Annotated in this window: 19 protein-coding genes and 1 pseudogene; 17 read left to right on the top strand and 3 right to left on the bottom strand. The window is 61.5% G+C overall.

Features of this window, described 5'->3' with window-relative positions:
- Positions 1 to 20 precede the first annotated feature (20 nt).
- Positions 21 to 2,363, bottom strand: a complete 2,343-nt coding sequence (pvdQ, locus tag AC1RME_RS05225; RefSeq protein ID WP_096820289.1) for a bifunctional acylase PvdQ — start codon at positions 2,361 to 2,363, stop codon at positions 21 to 23.
- A 298-nt stretch (positions 2,364 to 2,661) separates the two neighbouring features.
- On the opposite strand from pvdQ, the gene AC1RME_RS05220 reads away from it, so the two are divergent.
- Entirely contained in the window at positions 2,662 to 3,039 is a 378-nt protein-coding gene (locus tag AC1RME_RS05220) for a fe2+ zn2+ uptake regulation protein (RefSeq protein WP_085731113.1), read from the top strand.
- 18 nt (positions 3,040 to 3,057) lie between these two features.
- On the opposite strand, the gene AC1RME_RS05215 is transcribed toward AC1RME_RS05220, so the two are convergent.
- Positions 3,058 to 3,246: a hypothetical protein gene (locus AC1RME_RS05215; RefSeq protein ID WP_096820288.1), complete on the bottom strand. Its 189-nt coding sequence runs from the start codon at positions 3,244 to 3,246 to the stop codon at positions 3,058 to 3,060.
- 157 nt (positions 3,247 to 3,403) lie between these two features.
- Between AC1RME_RS05215 and AC1RME_RS05210 the strand changes: the two genes are divergently transcribed.
- The 6 genes and pseudogenes from AC1RME_RS05210 (at position 3,404) to AC1RME_RS05185 (ending at position 10,839) form a co-directional block, all read left to right on the top strand.
- The gene (locus AC1RME_RS05210; RefSeq protein ID WP_170929569.1) at positions 3,404 to 3,544 is read left to right on the top strand and encodes a hypothetical protein; all 141 of its coding nucleotides are present in this window, start codon (positions 3,404 to 3,406) and stop codon (positions 3,542 to 3,544) included.
- Positions 3,545 to 3,808: 264 nt separating this feature from the next.
- Positions 3,809 to 5,062 (top strand): MdfA family multidrug efflux MFS transporter, encoded by a 1,254-nt coding sequence (locus tag AC1RME_RS05205; RefSeq protein WP_096820287.1) that lies wholly within the window; start codon positions 3,809 to 3,811, stop codon positions 5,060 to 5,062.
- Positions 5,063 to 5,071: 9 nt separating this feature from the next.
- A complete protein-coding gene (locus tag AC1RME_RS05200) occupies positions 5,072 to 6,202 on the top strand; it encodes a LuxE/PaaK family acyltransferase (protein ID WP_493090650.1) in 1,131 nt (376 codons plus the stop codon).
- 1 nt (position 6,203) lies between these two features.
- Positions 6,204 to 8,640 (top strand): annotated as a pseudogene (locus AC1RME_RS05195) (acyl-CoA reductase).
- Entirely contained in the window at positions 8,624 to 9,913 is a 1,290-nt protein-coding gene (locus AC1RME_RS05190; protein WP_493090648.1) for a phenylacetate--CoA ligase family protein, read from the top strand. The pseudogene AC1RME_RS05195 and the gene AC1RME_RS05190 overlap by 17 nt, the downstream one beginning before the upstream one ends.
- Positions 9,913 to 10,839 carry a GNAT family N-acetyltransferase gene (locus tag AC1RME_RS05185; RefSeq protein WP_096820283.1) on the top strand — a complete coding sequence of 309 codons (927 nt, stop codon included), beginning with the start codon at positions 9,913 to 9,915 and terminating at the stop codon, positions 10,837 to 10,839. The genes AC1RME_RS05190 and AC1RME_RS05185 overlap by 1 nt, the downstream gene beginning before the upstream one ends.
- A gap of 48 nt (positions 10,840 to 10,887) precedes the next feature.
- Here the strand turns inward: AC1RME_RS05185 and AC1RME_RS05180 are convergent, their stop codons facing one another.
- Positions 10,888 to 11,421 carry a hypothetical protein gene (locus AC1RME_RS05180; protein WP_096820282.1) on the bottom strand — a complete coding sequence of 178 codons (534 nt, stop codon included), beginning with the start codon at positions 11,419 to 11,421 and terminating at the stop codon, positions 10,888 to 10,890.
- Positions 11,422 to 11,802: 381 nt separating this feature from the next.
- On the opposite strand from AC1RME_RS05180, the gene AC1RME_RS05175 reads away from it, so the two are divergent.
- The 10 genes from AC1RME_RS05175 to AC1RME_RS05130 all read left to right on the top strand — a co-directional run bounded on the left by AC1RME_RS05175 (position 11,803) and on the right by AC1RME_RS05130 (position 26,051).
- A complete protein-coding gene (locus AC1RME_RS05175) occupies positions 11,803 to 13,794 on the top strand; it encodes a methyl-accepting chemotaxis protein (RefSeq protein WP_096820281.1) in 1,992 nt (663 codons plus the stop codon).
- Positions 13,795 to 13,960: 166 nt separating this feature from the next.
- Positions 13,961 to 14,407: a DUF411 domain-containing protein gene (locus tag AC1RME_RS05170; RefSeq protein ID WP_096820280.1), complete on the top strand. Its 447-nt coding sequence runs from the start codon at positions 13,961 to 13,963 to the stop codon at positions 14,405 to 14,407.
- Positions 14,407 to 14,841, top strand: coding sequence for a YqaA family protein (locus AC1RME_RS05165; protein WP_493090646.1), 435 nt, complete (start codon positions 14,407 to 14,409; stop codon positions 14,839 to 14,841). Before AC1RME_RS05170 ends, AC1RME_RS05165 begins: the two co-directional genes overlap by 1 nt.
- Positions 14,842 to 14,926: 85 nt before the next feature.
- Complete coding sequence (locus AC1RME_RS05160) at positions 14,927 to 15,952, top strand: alpha/beta fold hydrolase (protein ID WP_096820278.1); 1,026 nt, start codon at positions 14,927 to 14,929, stop codon at positions 15,950 to 15,952.
- Positions 15,953 to 15,965: 13 nt separating this feature from the next.
- A complete protein-coding gene (locus AC1RME_RS05155; protein ID WP_096820277.1) occupies positions 15,966 to 16,919 on the top strand; it encodes a D-2-hydroxyacid dehydrogenase family protein in 954 nt (317 codons plus the stop codon).
- A 528-nt stretch (positions 16,920 to 17,447) separates the two neighbouring features.
- Positions 17,448 to 19,034, top strand: a complete 1,587-nt coding sequence (gene glgA / locus AC1RME_RS05150; RefSeq protein ID WP_096820276.1) for a glycogen synthase GlgA — start codon at positions 17,448 to 17,450, stop codon at positions 19,032 to 19,034.
- Positions 19,035 to 19,052: 18 nt separating this feature from the next.
- Positions 19,053 to 20,855 (top strand): malto-oligosyltrehalose trehalohydrolase, encoded by a 1,803-nt coding sequence (treZ, locus tag AC1RME_RS05145; RefSeq protein ID WP_096820275.1) that lies wholly within the window; start codon positions 19,053 to 19,055, stop codon positions 20,853 to 20,855.
- Positions 20,852 to 22,930: a 4-alpha-glucanotransferase gene (gene malQ / locus AC1RME_RS05140; RefSeq protein ID WP_096820274.1), complete on the top strand. Its 2,079-nt coding sequence runs from the start codon at positions 20,852 to 20,854 to the stop codon at positions 22,928 to 22,930. The genes treZ and malQ overlap by 4 nt, the downstream gene beginning before the upstream one ends.
- Positions 22,927 to 25,701: a malto-oligosyltrehalose synthase gene (locus AC1RME_RS05135; protein ID WP_096820273.1), complete on the top strand. Its 2,775-nt coding sequence runs from the start codon at positions 22,927 to 22,929 to the stop codon at positions 25,699 to 25,701. Before malQ ends, AC1RME_RS05135 begins: the two co-directional genes overlap by 4 nt.
- Before the next feature lie 29 nt (positions 25,702 to 25,730).
- Positions 25,731 to 26,051, top strand: coding sequence for a DUF2934 domain-containing protein (locus tag AC1RME_RS05130; protein ID WP_096820272.1), 321 nt, complete (start codon positions 25,731 to 25,733; stop codon positions 26,049 to 26,051).
- The last annotated feature ends 29 nt before the right edge of the window (positions 26,052 to 26,080 follow it).

The following is a 26,080-nucleotide window of genomic DNA, read 5'->3' as shown; positions in this document are numbered from 1 at the left end:
TGCAACATCCTGACGACTGATTACTGCGCCGCCACTTTCCCGGTTTTATCCAGTTCTTCACGCACGCTTTGCACCTGATACTGCGGGTCAGCCTTGATCTGCTGTTCGGTGAAAGGCAGTACACTCCACTGTTTCTTCGAGAACGCTTCTGTCTGATCCCGCGAGTATTTCGACGCAGGATCGCTGGACAGTGAGAACGCGAGCAGGCCCTGAGCGTGCGGCCCCTTGTCGTCGAACGTCACCACTTGCAGGTAACTGGTGCCGCTGACGACCTCAAGTTTGCCGTCTTCGCGCGGCACGCTCTGGATCGCGTTGTAGATACCCAGCGTACCCGGCCCGCCATGGATCGGCGTCTGCTGACCACCACTGCTGACCACCTGGACATCGCCCCAGCGGGTTTGTGCGGTCAGGCCCATTTTGCTGGCCGATTCGGCTGACGCCAGCATCGCTTCGCGCAATGCCTTGGCCACTTCGGGCTTTTCAGTCGCCAGTCCGCGCGGCGTGTGCTGCGCATCCTTCGGATCGAACGCCACACGCCAGACATCCGGCGATTCCTGCAAGGCCTGCATGATGGTCTGGAAATGCACCAGGCCCATTCCCGAATCCAGGTTCGCGCGACCGTCCCATGCTTTGAGACCGCTGCACACCGATTTCAACGCGGCATCGGCACCCGTTTGTGATGCGCAGAACTTCAGCAGATCAGGCAGCACCTGGCCGGCCAGAAACACTTGATCGTCCATCACCATGTGTTGCAGGTCCTGCACCGACACCGAACCTTTTTTGCTCAGGGTCGCCAGACGATCCAGTGCAAAACGCGAGCGCAGCCCCAGTGGCTGGCCCTCCTGGCTGATCAGCGGCGAGAAACCGGTCAGCGGTTGCGCCGGGTTGGCCAGCCACGCCGAATCGTTGGAGTGCTGGACGAAATCCTTGCGCAACAATTGCGGCAATTGACTGGACGCGTAGATGCCTTTTTGCGCGGCTTGCGGATCGATGTCCCAGGCGCAGGCGCTGTTGGCGCCGTCGAGCACGATCATTTTCAGGCCGATACGGGGATCGCTGCACTTGGCCAGTTTGTCGGCACTGACGTTCGGCACCACCGACAGGTTCATGTACAGCGTCTGACCCTTGTCATCCACGGCCAGGGTGTTGACCCACGGGATACCCTGAATCTTGTGCACCGAATCCTGCAGATCCTTGAGGTTGCCTGCACGGTTCATCGCGTACCACTGCGTCAACACCCGGTCGTTGTCGAGGTTGGCATCGCGCAGGCTGTAGGCGTACTGATGGTCCCAGTCGAGCTTGCCCGGCCACTGCACGATCGGGCCGAATTGCGAGCTGTAGATATCACGCGATACCGGCGTCACCTGCCCGTCCGCCTGCTTGACCTGCACCGTCACCGTTTGCTTGGTCAACGGCAACGATTGGCCATCGAGCACATAGCGGGTCGGATCGTTCGGATCGAGTTGCAGGCGATACAAAGTGAAGTGCTTGGACGAGTCGACCGTGTGGGTCCAGGCCAGGTGCTGGTTGAAACCGATGTTGATCATCGGCAGCCCCGGCAGCGCCGCGCCCATCACATCCAGTTTGCCGGGAATGGTCAGGTGCATCTGATAGAAACGCATGCCGCCGACCCACGGAAAATGCGGGTTCGCCAGCAACATTCCACGGCCGTTGAAGGAACGCTCGCTGCCCACCGCCACCGCGTTGCTGCCGCGGTCCAGGGCGAAGCGTTGCAGGCGTGCGGCGGCGAGGTCATAAGCGCGGGCGTGGTTTACGTTTTGCGCAGTGGCTTGCGGCGGTGTGGCACCGGCCAGTGCTTCGGCGAACTGACCGACGCCGCCCTCGACGAGCAACCGACGCGTCAGCTTCACCAGGTCTTCGGCTGCGATATCGCGCACCCATTCGCCTTGGCACTGTTGCGGCTGCCCTTGCTGGCGGCGCTCGGCCAGATACCGGTTGTAGCCGGCGGCATAACCTTGCACCAGATCTCGGACTTCGACCGGCTGCGCCTGCCAGAAGGCATTCACCGCTTGCGGAGTATTGAGCCACTGGAAGAACACATCGCTGACACGGTTTTCGCGCTCTTCGACGGTGAACTGATCCGGCCCGAAGTACCGCGAGCGTTCACCGTTGACGGTCACGATTTCGTTGGCCAGCAGGCACAGATTGTCCTGCGCATAGGCATAACCGATGCCGAATCCGAGGCCGCGTTCGTTTTCCGCGCGGATATGCGGCACACCAAAACCCGTACGACGGATGTCGGCCCCGGCCTGGGTGGAAGGACTGAACGCATGCGCCGACAGACTCAGCCCGAGAAACATGCCGGCTAGGGTCAGTCCGGTTAACTGCCTGGAAATAATCACGCTCGCTCCTGATCGAAATACCCAAGAGCGCAGCCGCGCACCCTGTTCGAATACGTGCGCAGCGGCTACGCCCTGAAATCACCCACGCGTCCACGCGCAATGAGCCTTTCCAGAAAACGAAGCCGGGGGAAAAAATTTAGTCAGTCACAAGCCCGTTTCGAGCCCGGATCACGGAGAAAGGACGAATCAACGACAAATTTTCTACATTTTTCGCTTCATGATTTGTCGGGCTGAAACGTCTTGTTTAGAGAGAGCACCAGACACCTTTCCTGATCAGGCTCTGAAAAGGAGTAATCGCATGTACAACCCGCAACTACCATCGGACGGTAGCCAGGCACCACAAGGAGCTTCCATGGGTTCGCACGCCAGCGTATTCGGACAACGAGCCGAGCGCCACGGCAATGAACGTATTCGACTGCTGCTCAAGAGCTTCGGCCTGCGCACCAGCCTGATTCGCCTGAAAGTCATCGATGCCTTGCTGGTCGCCGCTCAGAGCGAGCGCAGTCTGGGTGTGCGCGGTGTCCACAGCCAATTGCTGGAACTGGGTATTCCGCTGTCTTTTCTCAGCGTGCGCGAAGTGTTGAAGCGCCTGTGCGCCGAAGGTGTGATCACCTTCAACGCCGACAAGAGCTACAGCCTGCATCCACAGGCTGCCGCCGTCCTCAATAGCGATTGAGCCCCTTCTGGAGCGCCGTCAGGGTTTGACCTTGCGGCGCATCACCCCGTTGATCACCACCACGACCACCGCCACGCCAATGGCGATGTACTGGAACACTTTTTCGCTGATCATCCCGGCGTTCTGCATCCAGGACAGGCCGAACATGATCGCCAGTACGGTGAGGGCGATCAGAATCGAGTATTTCAAACGTTGCGACTGAGTCATTGCGAATTCCTGAAACTTTGAAATGTATCGGGTTTGTATCGGCTTTCATGCCATGGGCATACCGTGTCACGGGGATGCGCCGCTGCAAACGGGGTCTCATGTTACAGCCGATGAAGAGCTTTGGCTCCATGCGGCGTTAACCATGAGGACTTTTGAAATGCTGCGTCGAATCACCTGGCTGATTCCTGTATTGGCGCTGCTCACGCTGAGCGGCTGTATCATTTTCCCCCACGGCGGCTGGCATGGCGACCATCGCTATTATGGCGCGCCCGGACCAGGCTACTACCAACATCGTTAAGGCTGACATTTGAACGACACTGATAGCCACCTTTTCAAATGCAACAATTGATTGAACGCCCGTAAAAAATGCCCACGAGGATGTGGGCATTTTCCGTATATATCCCTCCTCAAAATGTCGGACGTTTCGCCCACAGCAGTCAGTAATCAGCCTTCGGCAATACCCTGCAAACCTGCGACATACCACGTCGCAGCAACAACGTAGGAATACGCCACCTCCCGCCCCTACCCTTTGCGCTCTCCCCTTTGAAGGCCATGGAAGCGCATGCAACGAACACTCATCGATATTCCGCCGCTCAAAACGCTTGGCTTCTGCCTGTCCATCACGCTGTTCGAATGGCTGACCTACATGGCCAGCGACATGATCATGCCGGCCATGCTCACCGTCACCGAAGACCTCGGCGCCGATCCACGCCATATCCCCACTGCGTTTAATCTGTACCTGATCGGAGGCGTCTGCCTGCAATGGCTGATCGGGCCATTGTCCGACCGGTTTGGCCGACGCCCCTTGTTGCTCATCGGTTGTGCGCTCTTTGCGATGACCTGTCTGGCTGCAATCGCCACGCCCGGCATTGAAGCCTTCAATGCATTACGGCTTCTGCAAGGCATGGGACTGGGATTCGTGGTGGCTGTCAGCTATCCCGCGCTCCAGGAAGTGTTCTGTGAGGCGGATGCCGTGCGGCTCATGGCGCTGCTGGGCAACGTTGCGCTGCTGTCGCCGCTTCTTGGCCCGTTGTTGGGCAGCCTGTTGCTGGAATGGCTGAGCTGGCGCGAACTGTTCCTGGCCCTGGGCCTGGTCGCTGCCATCGCGTGGGCCGGGGTCTACGTCTGCATGCCGGAAACCATCGGGGTCGTTCGCCGAGACGGCGGCCAGCAGGCGCCGATTCCGTTGTCCTGGCGACAGACATTTCGTCGATACCTGGCCCTGCTGCGCAACCCGAGTTTTCTCGGCGCGAGCCTCGCGCTCGGGCTGATGAGCCTGCCGTTGATAGCGTGGATCGGGCTCTCGCCCCTGCTGTTGATCCAGCGGCTTGGCTTGTCTACGCGTGAATACGCCTTTTGGCAGATACCGATCTTTTCGGCGGTCATCGTCGGCAATCTGATTCTCGACCGTTTGCTGACCTCGCGCGAATTGGTGCAGTTGATTCGCCTGGCGCTCTGGCCGTTTTGCCTCGGGCTCTTGACCCTGCTGGCGGGTGCTCTGACAGACCTGCCCCTTGGTTTGTTGATTTCAGGCCTCGCGCTGTACGCCGTGGGGCTGGGCATGAGCAATGCCGCACTGTATCGACTGGCGCTGTTTTCCAGCGATGACAGCAAAGGCCTGGTCTCTGCCGCGGTGGGCATGATCTCGATTGCAGTGATGGGCACCGGCGGTTCGCTCATCGCGGTAATCGTCGGCGGTGCCCGCCTCGAGTCCTTCGCCCTTTGGGCTGCACTGGGCGGGCTGCTGAGCCTGCCTCTCTTGTACCGGTTTCTGCGTGAACCTCCGGCAGAAACCGCTTCCTCGACACATCAATAAGGACGCCTGATGTTCCATTTCCCCCACAGCGACGCGCTCTGTGCGTTGACACAACCCTATTGCCCGGATTCCTTGCCGGCGGGGCTTTTCGATCAGGCCATGGCCGAAATCAGCCGCTTTCACAGTGAACACACCCCCGGGTATGAACACTGGTTGAACGCCAATGGACTGACCGTGACGGATCTGGACAGCCTCGACGACTGGTCGCGACTGCCACCGATCTTCGTCAGTTTCTTCAAACAGCAACAACTGCTCAGCCCGACCGGTGCAGACGCACTGGAACTGACATCGTCAGGCACCAGCGGCCAGAAAAGCCGCATGCGCTATGACGAACGCAGTCTGGCCGCCGCCCAATACATGGTCGAACGGATCTTCCACCACTATGGCTGGGACAGTCCGCAAACGCCGTGCAACTACTTGCTCCTGAGCTACGAGCCTGAAGCCAGCATTACCCTGGGAACGTCGTTCACCGACCAGTTCCTGTGCCGGTTCGCTCCGGTCAACCGCGTGGCGTATGCCTTGCGTCGGACCGGTGGCGGTCACGAGTTCGATGGCTTTGGCGTCATCTCGGCGTTGCAGTCCTTTGCCGAAGAAGGCCTGCCGGTGCGGATCTTCGGGTTTCCTGCATTTCTCTGGCAGACCCTGCAACGCATGCAGACCACTGGCGTGGCCGATCTGCAACTGGCAGCGGATTCACTGACGCTGTTTGGCGGCGGCTGGAAAACCAGCGCCGCGCAGGAAATCCCCCGCCGGAAGCTTTACGAGCGTATCCACCAGCAATTGGGAATCGACATCGCCCGCTGTCGCGACGGTTACGGTGCGGTCGAGCATCCGGTGCCTTACCTCGAATGCGCTCACCATCACTTCCATGTTCCGGTCTATTCGAAGGTATTTGTGCGTAGCCCATCCGACTTCACGGTCCTGCCCTATGGTCAGCCGGGGTTACTGAGTGCGGTCTCGCCCTACATTTCTTCGAGCCCCGCCCATGCGGTGGTCATGAGCGACCTCGCCACCCTGCACCCCGGCGCAAGCTGCGGCTGCGGTCTGGACAGCGACTGGTTCGAACTGCATGGCCGCGCCGCCACCACCGCTGGCAGAAGCTGCGCGATGGCGGCGTCCGAACTCTTGGGGAGGCACTGATATGTACCTGATCAATGGACAACTTCACGCGGACATCGGATTCGATACCGCCCTGGATCAGTTGCGTCAGGCCCTGCCCCAACGCCTGAACTCGCCTCTGCACAGCGAGACGGTCATCCATGCGGCGGCCACGCTCGCCCTTCGGTTGGGCGACATCAGCCTGACCCTGCCGCTCGACGCCGAACAACGCGAGTCACTGATCGAGTTCTGCCAGCCTCAAGGTCTGCGGCGCAAACTCGAACGGGAGCTTGGCGTTCAACCCGCTACACTGCGGCGCTTCGACTATCGCCAACCACGTTTCGAACGCTGGAGCCCGCTGGGCCTGGTGGTCCACATCACCCCCGGCAACGCGGCACTTCTGGCGTTCTGCGCAGTGATCGAAAGTCTGCTGGCCGGCAACGTCAACTGGCTGCGTCCCAGCAGCAGCGATCAGGGGCTGACCGCGCAATTGCTCCACGCGCTGACGCAATGCGACCCCAGCGGCCAACTCGCAGGGCATGTCGCTGTCGTTCCGGCCACCACCGCGCAAATCGGCCAGCTGTGCCAATGGGCCAACGGTGTCTCGGCCTGGGGCGGCGAATCGGCGCTCCAAGCGATTCGCCAGCAAATCCCCGCCGGATGCCGCTGGATCGATTGGGGACATCGCATCAGCTTCGTTTATCTGACACCGGACGCCGCCTCGCCTCAGGCGCTCGACGCCGTGGTGGACGAAGTCTGCCGCGTGCTCGAGCCCGCAATGGTTGTTGGTGGACAGCGACGATGAGACCGTACTGCGAGGTGTCGGTGAGGGTCTGGCCAAAGCATTCGAACGCCGCGCCGGACAATGGCCGGCATTGCTGCCAACGATTCAGGAAGCCTCGCAAATCACCACCGACACCGCCATGGCCAGGCTCGCACACAGTTTCGCCGAAGTGGCTGGCGAGGTCTGGACAGCACCGGGCTGGCGGGTGATCTGGACCCATGACCGACCATTGAAGCCTTCGCCACTGTTTCGCAGCCTGCTGCTCAAGCCACTGCCGCGCACACGGGTGATCGAGACCCTGTTGCCATGGCGAAACGTGCTGCAAAGCTGCGCCCTGATCTGCCCGGAGCAGCAGATTGCAGAGCTTTCACAGCTGCTGATCACCGCCGGCGTCACCCGCGTTGCTCCGACGGAAGCGATTCACGATGGCTACAACGGCGAACCTCACGACGGCGTCTATGCCCTGCAACGCCTGAGCCGGCGAGTCTCGGTCAGTCTGTCGCCGACAAAACTGCCCTCCCACGCCACGCTCAATGGCTCAGGCATTGCGCCCTGTGTGATGAACCTGCCGATCATGAGCAAGGAAGCGTTCATCGCCCGCCCGATCAACGCTTCGGCCCAACTGTATTTCCGTTCCGGCGGCAGCAGCGGCGTGCCGGCCTTGTCTGGTTTCAGTTATCGGGACTTTCGCCAACAGATGCTCGCTACAGCCGATGGTCTGTTTGCAGCGGGTCTCGATCCACGTCGGGACCGGGTGATGAACCTGTTTTTCAGTGGTGGTCTGTATGGCGGTTTTTTCAGTTTCTCCAAAGTACTGGAGCAACTGGACGTCACTCACCTGCCGATGGGTGCCCCGGCCGATGATGACTATCGGGAGATTGCGCAGTTGATCGTCGATCAGCGGGTGAACACGCTGATCGGCATGCCGAGCACCCTGCACCGTTTGTTCCTCAACGAACAAACGCGTCTGCGCGCCTATGGCGGGGTTGAAAAAGTATTTCTCGGCGGCGAACACCTCGGCGAGCAGAGTCGCCAGTTGCTGCAAGACTGCGGCGTCAGCCTGATCCGCTCGGCGATCTACGGCAGCGTCGACGCCGGCCCGCTCGGTCACGCCTGCTCAGCCACCGGCGACGGTGTGTTTCATCTTTTGAGCGATATCCAGCACCTGGAAATTGTCGCGTTCGAAACCGACCAGCCAGTGCGTGACAACGAGACCGGTCGCCTGATGTTCACCTCCCTCGCTCGAGAAGGTCAGGACGTTCAGCGTTATGACATCGGCGACAGCGGCCGCTGGGTGCCCGGACGGTGTGGCTGTGGTCTGCAGACGCCGCGCTTCGAACTGCTTCAGCGCCACGGCAGGCTGGTGCGCATCGGCACCGATTTCATCTGCCTCTCGGAACTGGCGCAGCACCTGCAGACCGAGTTTCAGGTGATCCTCGAACATGCCCCCGACGGACTGGAATGCATGAAATTTCTAAGTGCGCTCGAACCCCAGGACGTGCATCGCCGACTGCTGGGTTACCCGACGCTGGCAACCCTTGTGCAGACCGGGCTGCTGACAGTGGACGCGCAGGTCTGCGCCATCGACCGGTTCACCCGAAACAAGCACAGCGGCAAGACGCCGCTGCTGATCGATAACCGAGGAGCCCGCGCCTCCTCCGTTCTGCAAGGAGCACACCATGATCCCAAGGATTGAATTGCAGGAGCTGGTCGCTTTTGCGCGCAAGCATTCAAGCTTTTACGCCAGCCACTTTGCCGGCGTCCCCGAGCAGGTAACGGCACTGACCGATTTACCCGTGATTGACCCCACGCACTACTGGAAAGGCAGCCAGGACCTTGACCGCTGGCCGGTATTGACCGCAAGCCTGGGCAACGCACTGGTGTTCAAAACCGGAGGGACCACCAGCGATGGCAAACTGTCGGTCTTCGAGCGGCGGGAATGGCAAACGCTGGTGGAGGATTTCGGTCGCAGCCTCACCGGGCAACTGAACAAGGGCGACCGGGTCGCCAACCTGTTTTTTGTCGGCGACCTGTATGCCAGTTTCATCTTCACTCACGATGCCCTGGCCCACGTTCAGCCGGGCGTCGTGGAGTTCCCTTTCACCGGCCATGTAGAGTCGACCGTGCTGGCCGATTCGATTTCCCGGCATCGGATCAATGTACTGGCCGGTTTACCGGCCCATTTGTTGACCTTCGCCGCGTGGCTGGAACATCAGGGACGCCGGCTGGAGTGCATCGAATGCCTGCTCTACGGCGGTGAAAGCCTGTTCCCGGTGCAGTTGCAACTGCTCGGCCGGGTGTTCCCCAATGTACGCGTCGCCTCCATGGGGTACGCCAGCGTCGATGCCGGCTTTATCGGCGCCAGTCATCGCGACTGCGCCCTGGGTGAACACCGGATGGCGCAGGGCCACAGCGTGCTGGAAATCCTCGACGAACAGACCGGTGAGGTAATCGAAGAATGCAATCGCACAGGCCGCCTGGTGATGACCAATCTCACCCGGCGGTTGATGCCGCTGATTCGTTACCCGGTCGGCGATCGTGCGTGTTGGCGAGAGCTCAACCGAACGCCCACGCGCAAATTCGCGCTGATGGGCCGCAGCGCCGACAGCCAGCGAGTCAGGGTGGGAATCCTGACGCTGCTGCCCGATGAAATCGGCGATACGGTGCAACGCCTCACCGGCAGTGACGATTGGCAACTGGTGATCGAACAGACCGGAACGAAAGATATCCTGCGCCTGAAATGGGCTCCGGACGCTGTGCAATCCGCTTCGGCAGACACCGACCGGAGGCTGCACCACGCGTTGATTGAACACTACCCGTTGATCGAACAACTCAATGCCGATCACTTGCTGGACGTGGAGATTCACTGCTGCACGGTTCAAGACCTGTCACGCCATCCGCGCTCCGGCAAACGCCAGCGCGTACTGGATCTGCGCGTCTACGACAGCCTGCCCATGGAACAGCGCTGATGGAAACAGTCACCCTGCGCAGTTACCGCAACAGCGACGCTGTGGCCGTGAGCAACCTGTTCCGAAAAACCTACGGCGATCTTTACGCCCAGCCTCACGTCTATCTGCCCTGCATGATCGATCGCAACCATACGCTGGGTCGCTGGCACTCTCTGGTCGCCGTCGCCGAAGATCAAATGCTGGGACACGCGACCTTGATTCGTGCCAAGGGATCGCACATCGCCGAGCTGGCATTGAGCGTGGTTGCCCCCGAAACCCGAGGTCAGAACATTGCCACCCGCCTGGGACGGCAGCTGTTGATTCATGCGCAAGCCCTGGGATACCGGGGCGTGACGATCAAACAGGTCACCGGCCATCCCTACACACAGCGCATGGCAGCCAGTCTCGGCTTTCAGAGTGTCGGATGGCTGCCCGACCATGTCCCGTCTCCATTTAATGCCTCGGCGCGGGAATCGCTGGTCATCGGTTACACGCCTGTCGACGATAACCGACGTCCGCTCCCGACCCAGGCGTGGCCCGAAAGCTGCCGGGATTTCATGAGGCAGATGTGCAGCGTGTTCGGAACACAGGACAAGGCCGCGCCCTGGGTGGGCGAACCGGTGCAGCTGGAACAACAATTGAACCGGTATGAAGGCATTTTCAAAGAGCTCGATGGCGGCTTGCTCAAGCAGTTGCAGGATCTGCCGGCGCATTGGCTTATTTCAGTCAGGCTCAGGCTGGCAAAGGAATTCGCAAGCGCTTTTCACTTGCTGACGACGGCGGGATTCGTGTTCACCGGGCTGGTGCCGGATGAGAGAGGAGCTGGCTGGCTGGCGTTGTTTCATCGTGGCGCCAGGCCACCGGCGTTGACGCTGATTTGCCCGCAGATGCAGCGGCTGCATGACGACCTGCAATCGCTCATTGCCAAGCCATCATCCTCCGTGTAACGCAAGAATGCCCAGGCCCTGCGCATCGGAGGGCCTGGTTTTACGCGATCAAGCCTTGGCGCTGACGCCTTTGTCGGTCGGAGGCGGACGTTCACCGCCCTGTCCGTAGGTTTTCAGGCTCTGCAGCACATAAATGGCTTTCTTGTACTCCGGGATCAACGTATTGGCGTACTTGTTGCCCTTGAGGCTGTTGTTGTTGATGGTGTCCAGTTGCGTGGCGAAATATTCCAGCGCATTGAACTTGGCATCCGGGTCTTTCTGAATGCCGAACCGATCGAACTTGTCACCGGCATTGAGCAGCGTCATCGAGGTCACTTCGGAAATAAGGCCCCGGCTGCGCAGGAAGTCAGTCAGTTTGCCCAATTGCTTGGGAGTGACGTTTTCCGGATCGAACCCCTTGATGTTCTTGTGCAAACGCTGCTTGTCCATTTCCGCCGTGTTGAGAACGGTGGGGTCGTTGCCGACCAGGGCCAGCATCTGCTTGACCTTCACGCTTTGAGAAACCGGTTTGCCCGAGCTCCCTGCATCTCGAACCAGCAAACCTGCCTTGGGCTGCCACGCGCCGGTATAACCAACGGTCATGAGCGTGCTCCTTGCGAAAAGAACATGAAAATATCCTTGTGGAACGTCTTGAGTTGCCCGGAGTATCGGCCGGCAAACTGATGTCACCAATCTGTTTTTCACTTTTTTACAAATTTTGTACATTCTCGATACAAAGCACTGCAAGCCCCGCAGATATTGAGCCAGAGCCGCTTGGCCAGTCCGGCGAAAATCGGCTTTTTACTCTAACGAACGGGCTGGTTAGTTTGCATGTGTCGGATCTGTTACTTGCCGGTCAGCGTTTCAAAACTTTTTAGCACGTGAGTACCTAAAGCTTCCTCGCGCCGCGACGATACGTAAGGGATACCCCTACTGTTTTACTCCTCGCCCCTAATAAGAAACGCTGCTCAAGGACCGGTCTCCATGCCCGCATTCCGTACCATTCAGGCTCGCTACACGCTGTTTCTGGTTCTATTTATCCTGTTGCTGTCGGTCCTGACCGTGGTGGGCATCAGCCAGTTGGTCGCGCCGAAACTGCGTCATACCGAAGAACAGGTCGTGCTCAACCGCATTGCCGAGGTCGCCGAGCAGATCCAGGGCGAACTGAACAAGGTTCAATCGCAGCAACGCAGCATCACCCAGACCATCCCGCTGCTCGACAGTGCCGCCATCGATACGGTGCTGCCGGGGCTGGTGGACCAGTACGGTGAATTGAAAGTATTTGGCGGTGGTATCTGGCCACTACCCGGTCAGCGTGAGGCGGGACGCAACAAGTTCAGCACCTTCTGGCATCGCGACAGCTCCGGCAAACTCGCCGTGAACACCTTCTGGAACAGCGACGCAGCGCCCAACTATTACGACCAGAGCTGGTACAAGGGCGGCCTGCAGACCCCGCGCGGCCAATGCGCCTGGGCCGCCGCCTATAAAGACGATGCCAGCGCCGAACCACGCACCAACTGCGCCATGGCCATCCAGAAGAACGGCACGACCTGGGGTGTATCGACCATCGACGTGACGCTGGGCTTCTTCAACGACCTGGTGGCGCGCAAGGAAAAAGACCTCAGCGCCGAAATGCTGATCGTCGAGGCCGACGGCAAGATCATCAGCAACAGTTCGCGCATCAATGGCCCGATCGTGCTGAAAAACATCAGCGAGCTGGCCGGCAGTTCACCGTTTGCCAGCCAGGTAAAAGCAGGCCTGCAACAGCGTGATCAGGCCCAGCGCGTCGAGTTCGACAACAACGGTGAAGCCAGCACTTTCTTCATGCGCCCGATCGAAGGCACGCCTTGGTTCCTCGCCACCGCCCTGCCGACCAAATTGATCACCGCCCAGCGCGATGACGTGCTCAGCACCCTGAGCCTGTTGCAGATCCCGCTGGTGATCCTGCTGGTGCTGTGGCAGGTCTATGCGATCCGCCAATTGATCCAGCGCATGAAGGCCCTGAAAGCCAACATCGATCTGCTGTCCAGCGGCGATGCCGACCTGACACGCCGCATCACCATCCGCGCCGAAGACGAACTCGGCGCGATCGGTCACTCGGTCAACACCTTCATTGCCTACCTGCAGAACATGATCGGCGAAGTCACCCAGGCCACCGGCGCCATGGCTTCGAGCCTCGACAACCTGCAACGTACGTCGGCGCACACCAGTCAGATTCTGCTGCGCCACGCTTCGGAAACCGACCAGACCGTCACCGCGATCAACGAGATGAGTTCGACCGCTGAAAGCGTCGCGCAGAATGCCGCCGAAACCGCCGCCTTCACCCAGCGCGCCAACGAAAACGCCGACCGTTCGCGGGTGGTGGTCGGCGAAGCGTCGAGCAGCGTGGTCGCGCTGATCGACGAAGTGGCCAGCGCCACGCACAAGGTCGAAAGCATGCAACAGGACGCGCAGCGCATCACCGAGATTCTCGGGGTGATTGGCGCCATTGCCGGCCAGACCAACCTGCTGGCGCTGAACGCCGCCATCGAAGCCGCCCGCGCCGGTGAGCAGGGACGCGGCTTCGCGGTGGTGGCCGACGAAGTGCGCGCCCTCGCCGCTCGCACCCAGGCCAGCACTTCGGAAATCAACGAAATGTTGACCCGCCTGACCCAGGGCGTGAGTTCGTCGGTCAGCGCCATGGAAAACACCCAGGCCAGTTGCCAGTCGGCCGCCGACGCCACGGCGCGAGTCAACAGCGGCCTTGACGAGATGGCCGGCTCGGTCAGCCACATCAACAGCCTCAGCACGCAGATCGCCACCGCCGCCGAACAGCAAAGCGCCGTCACCGAAGAGATCAACCGCAGCATGGTGCAGATCCGTCACATGGTCGATGAACTGGTGCAAAGCGGTCAGGCCAGCGAGCTCAACACCCGACAGTTGCTGGAAGCCAACAGCCGGGTCGGCGCGATCATGGGCCGGTTCAAGGTGCGCTGATCCTTTGGCTTCCTGACAGATCTGTCATCTCTCGCTCAGCGGGCTGTCAGCCTTGATCTACGATCATGCTGGCAACCCGCCTTGTATTACTTGGAAACACTCCGTTGATGCCGGGCGGAAAATCCCGGTCAAAATGCGTTTTTTTACCCCGAGCCGAGAGCCCTCCATGCGAAACCACCTGCGTCTGGCCGCCCTGAGCGCGCTATTCATCTCCTCCCTGGCGCAAGCCGCCGACCTCATCCCGATCGAAGTCCACCGCGACGCCAACTGCGGCTGCTGCAAAAAGTGGATCAGCCATCTGGAAGCCAACGGTTTCAAGGTCGAGGATCACGTTGAAGCCGACATGAGCAGCTTCAAGCAACAACACGGCGTACCACCGCGTCTGGCGTCCTGCCACACCGCAATCATCAACGGCAAATTCGTCGAAGGTCACGTCCCCGCCGAACAAGTGCTGGCGCTGAGCAAGCGTGACGATCTGCTTGGCGTGGCGGCACCGGGGATGCCGATGGGCTCGCCGGGCATGGAAATGGACGGCATGAGCGATGCCTATCAAGTCATCGGCCTGAAAAAGGATGGGGCTGATGTGGTGGTGGCGGATTACCCGGCCCATTGATGACGGCGGGTTACATCGGGCTGTTCTTCGCCGCGTTTGGCGCGGCCACACTGCTGCCGCTGCAATCGGAAGCGGTGCTGGTCGGGCTGCTGGTCAGCGATCGCTATTGGCTGTGGGGGCTGCTGGCGGTGGCGACGCTGGGCAATGTCCTCGGTTCGCTGGTCAACTGGTGGCTGGGGCGAGGACTGGAGCGGTTTCAGGGTCGGCGCTGGTTTCCGGTCAGCCCGAAGCACATGGACCGCGCCCGCGTTCACTATCAGCGTTATGGTCACTGGTCGCTGCTGCTCAGTTGGCTGCCGGTCATCGGTGATCCCCTGACGCTGATCGCCGGGGTCATGCGTGAACCGCTCGGGCGATTCCTGTTGATCGTCACCCTGGCCAAAGGCGCCCGTTATGCGGTGCTGGCGATGCTCACCCTGGATTGGCTCGGTTGAACGATCAGGCGCGGGCATTGCCTGTGTTTAACGTCGCCCTAATCCGGCCGTTCCAGCATCGGCCGATTTCCTGTGGAGTTGTCCCATGTCTGTGTCGCTGACCCGCTGGCTGCCCGGCCTGTTGCTGACCGCTGCCCTGCCCCTGCTGGCTCACGCCGAAGGCCCGCAATACGGCCCGGAACTGCAAGGTTTCGACTATCCCTACACCCTCAAGCATTTTGCCTTTCAGTCCCAGGGCAAATCATTGCAGATGGGTTACATGGACGTCGCCGCCCACGGCAAGGCCAACGGGCGCACCGTGGTGCTGATGCACGGCAAGAATTTTTGCGGCGCCACCTGGGACAGTTCGATCCAGGCCCTGAGCGAGGCCGGTTACCGGGTGGTTGCGCCAGATCAGATCGGCTTCTGCACCTCCAGCAAACCCGATCACTACCAGTACACCTTCCAGCAACTGGCGGCCAACACCCAGCAATTGCTCAAGGCGCTGGGCATTCAGAAAGCCACCCTGCTCGGCCACTCCACCGGCGGCATGCTGGCCACCCGCTACGCCCTGCAATACCCGGATCAGGTCGAGCAATTGGCGCTGGTCAACCCGATCGGTCTCGAAGACTGGAAAGCCCTTGGCGTACCGTATCGCAGCGTTGACCAGTGGTATCAGCGCGAACTGAAAGTCACCGCCCAAGGCATTCGCGACTACGAGCGCAGCACCTATTACGGCGGTCGCTGGAAACCCGAATTCGACCGTTGGGTAGACATGCTCGCGGGCCTGAGCAATGGGCCGGGCAAGACTCAGGTCGCATGGAACTCCGCGCTGATCTACGACATGATCTTCACCCAGCCGGTCTACTACGAGTTCAAGGACCTGAAGATGCCGACCCTGTTGCTGATCGGCACCTCCGACACCACGGCCATCGGCAAGGACATTGCGCCGCCCGAGGTGAAAGCGAAAATCGGCCATTACGAGGTGCTGGGCAAACAGGTCGCCAAACTGATTCCGCAGTCCACGCTGGTGGAATTCCCCGGACTGGGCCACGCCCCGCAGATGGAAGAGCCGGCGCAGTTCCATCAGGCACTGCTCGGCTGGCTGAACAAAACCAATCCCGTTCGTTGAGGAGTCAAGGCTGATGGCGGTGCAGATTGCAGTGATCGATGACTGGCAGGACGTCGCGCGGGGTGTAGTCGACTGGTCGGTGCTCGACAGTCTCGGCGAAGTGACTTTCGTCCATGACTACCCGGCGGACAACGCCACGCTGGCCGAGCGCCTGGGCCGGTTCGAGGTGATTTGTGTGATGCGCGAACGCACGCGCTTCGATGAAGACCTGCTCAAGCGTTTGCCGAACCTCAAGCTGCTGGTCACCGGCGGCATGCGCAACGCGGCCCTGGACATACCGGCCGCTGCCCGACTCGGGATCAAGGTCTGCGGCACCGACAGCTATAAGCATGCAGCGCCGGAACTGACCTGGGCGCTGATCATGGCCGCCACCCGCAACCTGGTGAACGAGGCCAACGCCCTGCGCGCCGGCCAATGGCAACAGGGGCTGGGCGGCGATCTGCACGGCAAGACCCTGGGCATTCTCGGGCTCGGCAGCATCGGCCAACGGGTGGCGCAGTTCGGTCAGGTGTTCGGCATGCGGGTGATCGCCTGGAGCGAAAACCTGACCGCCGAGCGCGCCGAACAGGCCGGTGTCACCTATGTCAGCAAGCAGCAATTGTTCGAACAGGCCGACGTTTTGTCGGTGCACCTGGTGCTCAGCGACCGCAGTCGTGGTCTGGTCGATGCTCAGGCGCTGGACTGGATGAAGCCAACCGCCCTGCTGGTCAACACGGCGCGCGGGCCTATTGTCGACGAAGCGGCGCTGATCAAGGCCTTGCAGAAACAGCGCATCGGTGGCGCAGCGCTGGATGTGTTCGATGAAGAACCGTTGCCGGCGCTGCATCCGTTTCGCACGCTGGACAATGTGCTGGCCACGCCTCATGTCGGATACGTCAGCCGACAGAACTATCAGCAGTTCTTTTCGCAGATGATCGAGGACATTCAGGCCTGGTCAGCGGGAGAACCGATTCGTCTGCTGAACTGACCTTCCTCCAATTCGCGGGCAACCCCTGCCCGCGAATCAGCATCCACTGACCGCACGCCAACACAATTGTCCGCACCGCAACAGTGCACACGCACTTTCCTCGCGCCCGAAAACGTGACCAGCCGGTCACTGTTTTGCACCGTCCGCCCCTTCAAACATGCACTTCGTCGGTGCGATCCCCCGCTCAAAGCCACGGTTTCCGTGAGCCTGCAACAGATTGTCGAACAATTCGTCCGATTGCCCTGGCCCGCTCTAGGATCTGGCCTAGACTGGTTTTCGCGGGGCGAAACCGGTCGGTCACAATGTGGAAATTTTGTCGAAACTTTTGCTGATCGCGACGGGTCATCTGAAAGACAAGGCCAAGGCGACTGGTTCATTCCTTGCAATGGCCTCTTCACCCATTCTGCTTGCGCGTGTTGGGTAGCGTTTGCTCACCGATGCGTGGCGCGTTTGCGCCCGGCCACAGGATTTGGCCATGGACATCGCTTGTTCAAGACAAGAATCAGATCAACAAAACGGGAGATTCATATGATCAGTGCGGCATTGGATATTCAGGGAGAGCGTGCTCATCAGCCGGTCGGCGAATCGAGCACCGTGAGCGTTCCCGGCAGCCGGTCGATCAACGTCCCGGGCACCAAGACGCTGACACCGGTAGCCAGTCAGAATCCCAACAAGAAGAAAGTGTTGTTCGTGACCTCGGAAATCGCCGATCTGGTGAAGACCGGCGGTCTTGGTGACGTTTCTGCCGCCCTGCCCCGCGCGATGGCGCATCTGCATGATGTCCGGGTGCTGATCCCCGGTTACCCGCAAGTGATGAACAGTGAAAATCCGATCCACATCATCGGCGAACTGGGCGGCCACGCCGCGCTGCCACCGTGCAAGATCGGGCGCATGGACATGCCTGACGGCCTGGTCATTTATGTGTTGATTTGCCCTGAGCTCTACGCTCGCGACGGCGGCCCTTATGGCGCCAACAACGGCCGTGACTGGCCGGACAACCACATCCGCTTCGCCCGCCTGGGTCTGGCCGCCGCCGATATCGCCGCCAACCTCGCGCAAATCCACTGGTGCCCGGATCTGGTGCACGCCCATGACTGGCCGGCCGGTCTGGCGCCTGCTTACATGCACTGGCGTGGGCAACGCACGCCGACCCTGTTCACCATTCACAACCTCGCCTATCAAGGCGTGACCAGCCTCGGCTCGTGCCCGGAACTCGGGATTCCCGCCCATGCCCTGCAACAGGAAGGCATGGAGTTCTACGGCAAGATGTCGTTCCTCAAGGCCGGCATGGCCTATTCGAGCCACATCACCACGGTCAGCGCCACCTACGCGCAGGAAATCACCACCCCTGATTTCGGCTGCGGCCTCGACGGCTTTCTCGCCGCCAAGACCCAGCAAGGTTTGCTCAGCGGCATCCCCAACGGTATCGACGAGAGCTGGGACGCCGCCACCGACCCGCACCTGTTCGCGCCGTTTGCCATCGGCGACTGGGAAGGAAAAGCCGTCAACGCCGCCCATGTACGCGAACTGTTCGGTCTGAAAGACTCCGAAGGCCCCCTGTTTGCCGTGGTGTCGCGGCTGGTTTATCAAAAAGGCCTGGACCTGACCGAAGCGGTGTCGGAGTACATCGTGCAGAACGGCGGCCAGATCGCCATCATCGGACGCGGCGAGCCGGAAGAGGAACAGGCCATGCGCGAACTGGCCCTGCGTTTTCCCGGCCAGATCGGCGTGCGTATCGGCTTCAATGAAACCGACGCCCGGCGGATGTTCGCCGGCAGCGATTTCCTGCTGATGCCGTCGCGTTACGAACCTTGCGGCTTGAGCCAGATGTACGCCCAGCGTTTCGGCTCGCTGCCGGTGGCGCGCAACACCGGCGGGCTGGCCGACACCATTGAAAACGGCGTCACCGGGTTCCTGTTCAACGAGTCCACGGCTGACAGCTACCGCGAAGCCCTGAGCCGCGCGTTCAAGGTGTTTGCCTTCCCGGATCTGCTGCACGCCATGCGCTGCCGGGCGATGGCTGCCCCGTTCAACTGGTGCAAAGCCGTCGAACCCTACGCCGAACTCTACGAACAACTGGTGGCCAAGGCCTTGGGTAAAACGCACCACAAATAACCAGGGAGGTTTTCAACGATGCCGTTACGGTCCCTTGAAACCTGGCCCCACGGCGCGATCATGCTGGATGCCGACCACACGCAATTCGCGTTGTGGGCGCCGGATGCGTTTTACGTCAGCGTCGAGCTGGGCAACGGTCGGTCTCTGCCCATGCTGCCGCAGGCTGACGGCTGGTTCGTGATCAAGAGCCGCTGCCCCGCCGGCAGTCGCTACCGCTACAACATCGACGGCGAACTGGAGGTGCCCGACCCGGCCTCCAGGGCGCAGGACGGCGACCTCGACCGCCAAAGCGTGGTCGTCGATCCGCACGCCTATGCCTGGCGGAATACAACGTGGCAGGGTCGGCCCTGGAACGAAGCAGTGATTTACGAGCTGCATGTCGGCGCCCTCGGCGGTTTTGCCGAAGTCGAGCAGCATCTGGCGCGCCTCGCCGGGTTGGGCATCACCGCCATCGAACTGATGCCGATCGCGCAGTTTCCCGGCGAGCGCAACTGGGGCTACGACGGCGTGCTGCACTACGCGCCGCAAGCTTCCTATGGCACGCCGGAACAACTCAAACACCTGATCGACAGCGCCCACGGTTATGGCCTGGCGGTGATTCTCGACGTGGTCTACAACCACTTCGGCCCCGACGGCAATTACCTGCATCGCTACGCCAAGGGTTTCTTTCGCGAAGACAAACACACCCCGTGGGGCGCGGCCATTGATTTCCGCTGCCGCGAAGTACGGGACTTCTTCGTCGAAAATGCGTTGATGTGGCTGCTCGAATACCGTTTCGACGGACTGCGCCTGGATGCTGTGCATGCCATAGAAAGCCCCGACTTCCTGCCTGAACTGGCGCAGCGCATACGGCAGCAGATCGACCCGGCGCGGTATGTCTGGCTGACCGTGGAGAACGAGCACAACCAGGCCAGCCTGCTGGAAGACGCCTACGATGCCCAGTGGAACGACGACGGCCACAATGCCCTGCACGTGCTGCTGACCGGCGAAACCGATGCCTATTACGCCGACTACGCCGAACACCCCACCGAGCAATTGGCCCGCTGCCTGAGTCAGGGTTTTGTGTTTCAGGGCCATCTGACCCGCCACGGCACGCCCCGTGGCGAGCCGAGCGAACATCTGCCGTCCACCGCGTTCGTGCTGTTCCTGCAGAACCATGACCAGATCGGTAACCGCGCCTTCGGCGAGCGCCTGCATCAACTGGCCGATCCGCGCGCGCTTCAGGCCGCTACGGTGTTGTTGCTGCTGTCACCGATGATTCCGCTGGTGTTCATGGGCGACGAATACGCTGCCGAGCAACCGTTCCTGTTCTTCACCAGCCATCACGGCGAGCTCGCGAAGCTTGTGCGCGAAGGCCGGCGTAACGAGTTCGCCGCGTTCAGCGCCTTCGCCGATCCGCAACGCCGCGAGCAGATTCCCGATCCCAACGCCGAGCAGACGTTCCACGCCTCGCAACCGAGGCTGATCGGCAGCGGCACGCCGAAACAGCAGACAACGCTTGCGCTGTATCGACATCTGTTGCAGCTGCGCCACCAACACATCACCCCGCATTTGCCCGGCACCCAGGCACTCGGTGCACAGGTGCTGGGGTTTGGCGCCGTGAGTGCACGCTGGCGTCTGGGCGATGGCAGCGAGCTGCGAATCGACCTGAACCTCAGCAACACGCCAGTGGTCAACCCACCACAGGCCGACGCGGTGTGGCTCTTGCAGCAACCGCCCGCCGCCGACCTGCAGGACGCGGGCCGACTGCCCCCGTATTGCGCGCTCGTCAGCCTCACGGCCGCAACCCCTTTGCCACCCCTGGATGGAGAGCGCCTATGAGCGATGCGCAACTGGAAATTCTCGCCAGCCGAGCCGGCCTCGCGGTCGACTGGATCGATGCCAATGGCCGCCCGCAGAGAGTCGCGCCGGCCGTGCTGCGCAATGTCCTTACCGGGCTCGGTCACCCGGCCGGCTCAGCCCAGGAAATCGACGCCAGCCTGCTGGAACTGCAACAAGTGCAACAGGACCGCCAACTGCCGCCCTTGCTGACTGCCGATGTCGGCGCGGATCTGGACCTGGCGCGCTATTTCGAACCTGAAAGTCCCTGTGAGATTCATCTGGAGGACGGCACGCGGCTGTCGCTCAAGCTGGATGCCGATGCGGTGTTGCCCGGTGAGATCCCGGTCGGTTATCAGCAAGTTCACATCGCCGGTCAACAATTCACCCTGGCCGTGGCCCCCGAGCGCTGCTACAGCGTGGGCGATGCCGTGGACAGCCCGATCCCTCGCGCCTGGGGCCTGAGCGTGCAGCTTTACAGCCTGCGCCGCCCCGGCGACGGTGGTTTCGGCGACACCCAGGCGCTGGAAGAACTGGCCCGCAGCGCCGGCGAACGCGGTGCCGACGCTTTGGCGATCAGCCCGCTGCATGCGATGTTCAGCGCCGACACCGGGCGCTACAGCCCGTATTCGCCGTCCAGCCGTCTGTTTCTCAATTCGCTGTATGCCGCGCCGGGGACGATTCTCGGCGAGCGCGCCCTGCGTGATGCCATCGACACCGCTGGCCTCAACGATCAGTTCCAGCAACTGGAAAACCTGAAACTGATCGACTGGCCCAGCGCCGCCGACGCCAAGCAAAAACTGTTGCAAGCGCTGTACGAAGGTTTCACCCGTGGCGAACATCCGTTGCAGGCGGATTTTTCCAGCTACCGCGACGCGGGTGGCGAAGCGCTGGAAAACCACTGCCGCTTCGAAGCCATTCAGGAAATGCGTGCCGCCCGGGGCGAAAATCTCGACTGGCGTGAATGGCCGGAGCACTGGCACGACCCGCGAGGTGCCGCCCTCGGTGCGTTTGCCGAGGAGTACGCCGAGCGCATCGGCTACTTCGCGTTTTGCCAATGGTTGATCCACCGCTGCCTGGAGCGTGCACAGAACGCTGCGCGCAGCGCCGGCATGGGCATCGGTCTGATCGCTGACCTGGCGGTGGGTGCCGACGGCGCCGGCAGTCAGGCCTGGAGTTTTCAGGACGAATTGCTGGCGTCGCTGACCGTCGGGGCGCCACCGGACATCCTCAATCGCTCCGGCCAGGGCTGGGGCATCTCTGCATTCTCCCCGGAAGGCCTGATACGCAATGGTTTTCGTGCCTTCATCGACATGCTGCGCGCCAATTTTGCCCACGCCGGCGGCTTGCGCATCGACCACGTCATGGGCCTGCAACGGCTGTGGGTGATCCCGAACGGCGCGGCACCGGCGGACGGTGCTTACCTGTATTACCCGGTGGACGACTTGCTGCGGTTGCTGACCCTCGAATCCCACCGCCATCAGGCGATCGTGCTGGGCGAAGACCTCGGCACCGTGCCCGATGGCCTGCGGGAAAAACTGATCGCCCGCGCCATGCTCGGCATGCGCGTGCTGTTGTTCGAGCAGGACAACACCCATTTCAAACCGATCCTCGACTGGCCGGACAACGCGCTGGCCACCACCAGCACCCACGACCTCCCGACGCTCAATGGCTGGTGGCATGGCCGGGACATCGACTGGAATGCGCGACTCGGGCTGATCGACGCCAACGGTGAAATCGACTGGCGCCGTTATCGCGAACGCGAGCGCGAAGGCCTCCGGGGCGCCTTGAGCCAGGACCCGCAGAACTTTCGCGAGGAATCCCACGAGGCCGATCAAGTGGTCGACGCCAGTGTCCGTTTCCTCGGCCACACCCGTGCGCCGCTGGTGCTTCTACCGCTGGAAGACGCGTTGGGCCTGGACGAACAGGCCAATCTGCCCGGCACCATCGACACCCACCCCAACTGGTCACGGCGCCTGCCGGGCACCAGCGAAACGTTGCTCGATGGGGTTGATGCCGCGCGACGTCTGGAACTGCTCGCCTGCGCCCGCCTTCAGGCGGCCGAGCGTGACCAATGAGTGCACCGCCAGGCCAGTCGTTGCGCGCCACGGTGCGCCTGCAATTCCATAAAGGTTTCACCCTCGATCAGGCGGTGCCGCTGGTGGCGTACTTTGCCCGGCTCGGCATCAGCCATGTTTACGCCTCGCCGCTGCTCGCCGCCCGCGCCGGTTCCATGCACGGTTACGATGTGGTCGACCCGACCCGGGTCAACCCTGAACTCGGCGGCGAACCAGCCTTGCGCCGGTTGGTCGCGGCCCTGCGTGAACACGGCATGGGGCTGATCCTCGACATCGTCTCCAACCACATGGCGGTCGGTGGCGGTGACAATCCGTGGTGGCTCGATTTGCTGGAATGGGGCCGGCTCAGCCCCTATGGCGAGTTCTTCGATATCCAGTGGCACTCGCCCGATCCGTTGATGGAAGGCCAGTTGCTGCTGCCCTTTCTTGGCAGCGATTACGGCGTCGCGTTGCAGGACGGCACGCTGCCGCTGGTGTTCAACGCCGAGTGCGGCACCTTCCACGTCGAGCATTACGAGCATCACTTCCCGATCTGCCCCGGCGATTACGGCGAACTGCTCAAACCCGACGAGCCGACAAACGAAGCACTCAAGTCGCTGGCCGATCGCTTCAGCAGCCTCAGCTACCAGACCGATGCCCGCTCGCTGGCCATCCCGCTCAAGGAAGAACTCCAGCAACTGGCCAGCGACCCGCACATCCTGCAAACCATCCAGCGCAACTTGATGCACTACGACTCAAAGACCGACGACGGTTTCCAGCGTCTGCATCAACTACTGGAGCGGCAAAGCTATCGCCTGGCCAGTTGGCGCACGGCGGCGGACGACATCAACTGGCGACGCTTCTTCGACATCAACGAACTCGGCGGTTTGCGTGTCGAACGGCCTGCCGTGTTCGAAGCTACCCACGGCAAGATCTTCCAGTTGATCGGAGAAGGCTTGATCGACGGTCTGCGCATCGACCACATCGACGGCCTCGCCGATCCTCGGGGTTATTGCCGCAAGTTGCGCCGACGCCTCGACTTTCTGGCACCGGGGCGACACTTGCCGATCTACGTCGAGAAGATTCTCGGCGACGGTGAAACCCTTCGCGCCGACTGGGCGGTGGATGGCAGCACCGGTTACGAGTTCATGAATCAGCTGTCGCTGCTGCAACACGACCCGGCCGGTGAACATGTGCTCGGTGACTTGTGGCAACGCCGCACCGAGCGCCCCGCCGCGTTTATCGAAGAAGCACGGCTGGCACGTCAGCAGATTCTCAACGGCTCGCTGGCCAGTGATTGCGAAAGCGTTGCCCAGGCGCTGTTGCAAGTGGCGCGGGACGACCTGATGACCCGCGACCTCACGCTCGGCTCGATCCGCCGGGTGTTACAGGCGTTGATCGTGCATTTCCCGGTGTATCGCACCTACATCAGTGCGATGGGCCGTTCGGCGCAGGACGAGGTGTTTTTCCAGCAGGCCATGGAAGGTGCGCGCCAGACATTGAGCGAAAGCGACTGGCCGGTGCTTGAGTCCGTGTCCGCCTGGCTCGGCGGCCAGCCGTGGCGGCGCAAACCCCGTGGGCGGTCGCGCAAGATCCTGCGCCACGCCTGCGTACGCTTTCAGCAACTGACCTCACCCGCCGCCGCCAAAGCCGTGGAAGACACCGCGCTGTACCGCTCGGCGGTGCTGCTGTCGCGCAATGACGTGGGCTACAACACCGAACAGTTCAGCGCCCCGGTCAGTGATTTTCACGCAACAAACCTGCAACGTCTGGCGACATTCCCCGACAACCTGCTGGCCACCGCCACCCACGACCACAAACGCGGCGAAGACACCCGCACGCGCCTGGCTGTGCTCAGCGAGCGCAGCCACTGGTATGCCGAACAGGTCGAGCTGTGGCGCGCCCTCGCCCGGCCGCTGCGCAGCGACGATCAGATGCCGTCGGCTGCTGACGAGTTGATCCTCTATCAGGCGCTGCTCGGCAGTTGGCCGCTGGAACTGCACAACGACGATCAGGATGGATTCGCCGACTACGCCAAACGCATCTGGCAATGGCAGCAGAAAGCCCTGCGCGAAGCCAAGCTGCAAAGCAGCTGGAGTGCGCCGAACGAAGCCTACGAAAACGCCGCGCAATCCTTCACCGAACAGCTGTTGTTGGCTCCCGAAGGTGAACTGTTGCGCGGAGCACTGGCCAAGAGCGTCAACAGCATCGCCGCGGCCGGCGCCCTCAACAGTCTGGCGCAAACCTTGCTGCACATGACCGTACCGGGCGTACCGGATCTGTACCAGGGCAACGAGTGCTGGGATTTCAGTCTGGTGGATCCGGACAACCGCCGACCGGTGGACTACAGCCTGCGTGAGCAATCACTGAAGCCTGCGCCCGTTTCGGAACTGCTGTCGAACTGGCGCAACGGGCGCATCAAGCAAGCACTGATCGCTCAGGTACTGAACCTGCGCGCCGAACACACCGAGTTGTTTCGCCGAGGCTCGTACCAGGCCCTCGAGGTGCTGGGCAGCCAGGCGCACAACGTGCTCGCGTTTGCCCGCGAGCATGGGGGGCAACGGGCGATCGTCATCGTGCCGATCCGTTGCGCAACACTGCTGGAAAACGGTGCCGTACCGCAGGTCGATGCGCTGCGCTGGGGCGATACGCGGGTCGAATTACCGTTCGCCGCCTTGGACGAAAATCTGAAGGGACTTTTTTCGAGCACCGCAGTCACAAAAAACAGGGAGCTGGAGGTCAGCGCTGCGCTGGGGGATGTCCCGGTCAATCTGTTTATCCAACACTTCTAGAAGCATGAGTTCAGTTCAGGAGCATTGCGATGAGTACCGACGATAAACGCATCCGCGAATTCGCCTATCAGATCTGGGAATCGGAAGGTAAGCCCGAAGGCCATGAAGCCCGCCACTGGGAGATGGCGCGCAAACTGGCCGAGGCCGAAGCTTTGGCACCGAAGAAATCGCCGAAGGCGGCGACTGGCAAAACGGCAGCCACCAAAGCCTCTGAGGCCAAGACGCCTGCGGCCAAGCCCAAGGCCGCGACGGCCAAAGCCAAACCGGCGAGTGCCGCGAAAGTGATTCCACCGGGCGAAAAAGCCGCCGAGAAAAAGCCCCGCGCACCCCGCAAGCCCCCGGCAGCCTGAGGCTTTTCGAACCGTTGAACTGAATGGCC

It is taken from the genome of Pseudomonas sp. GW822-FHT03F08, from assembly GCF_058801265.1.
This window is presented reverse-complemented; position numbering and strand designations above follow the sequence as displayed.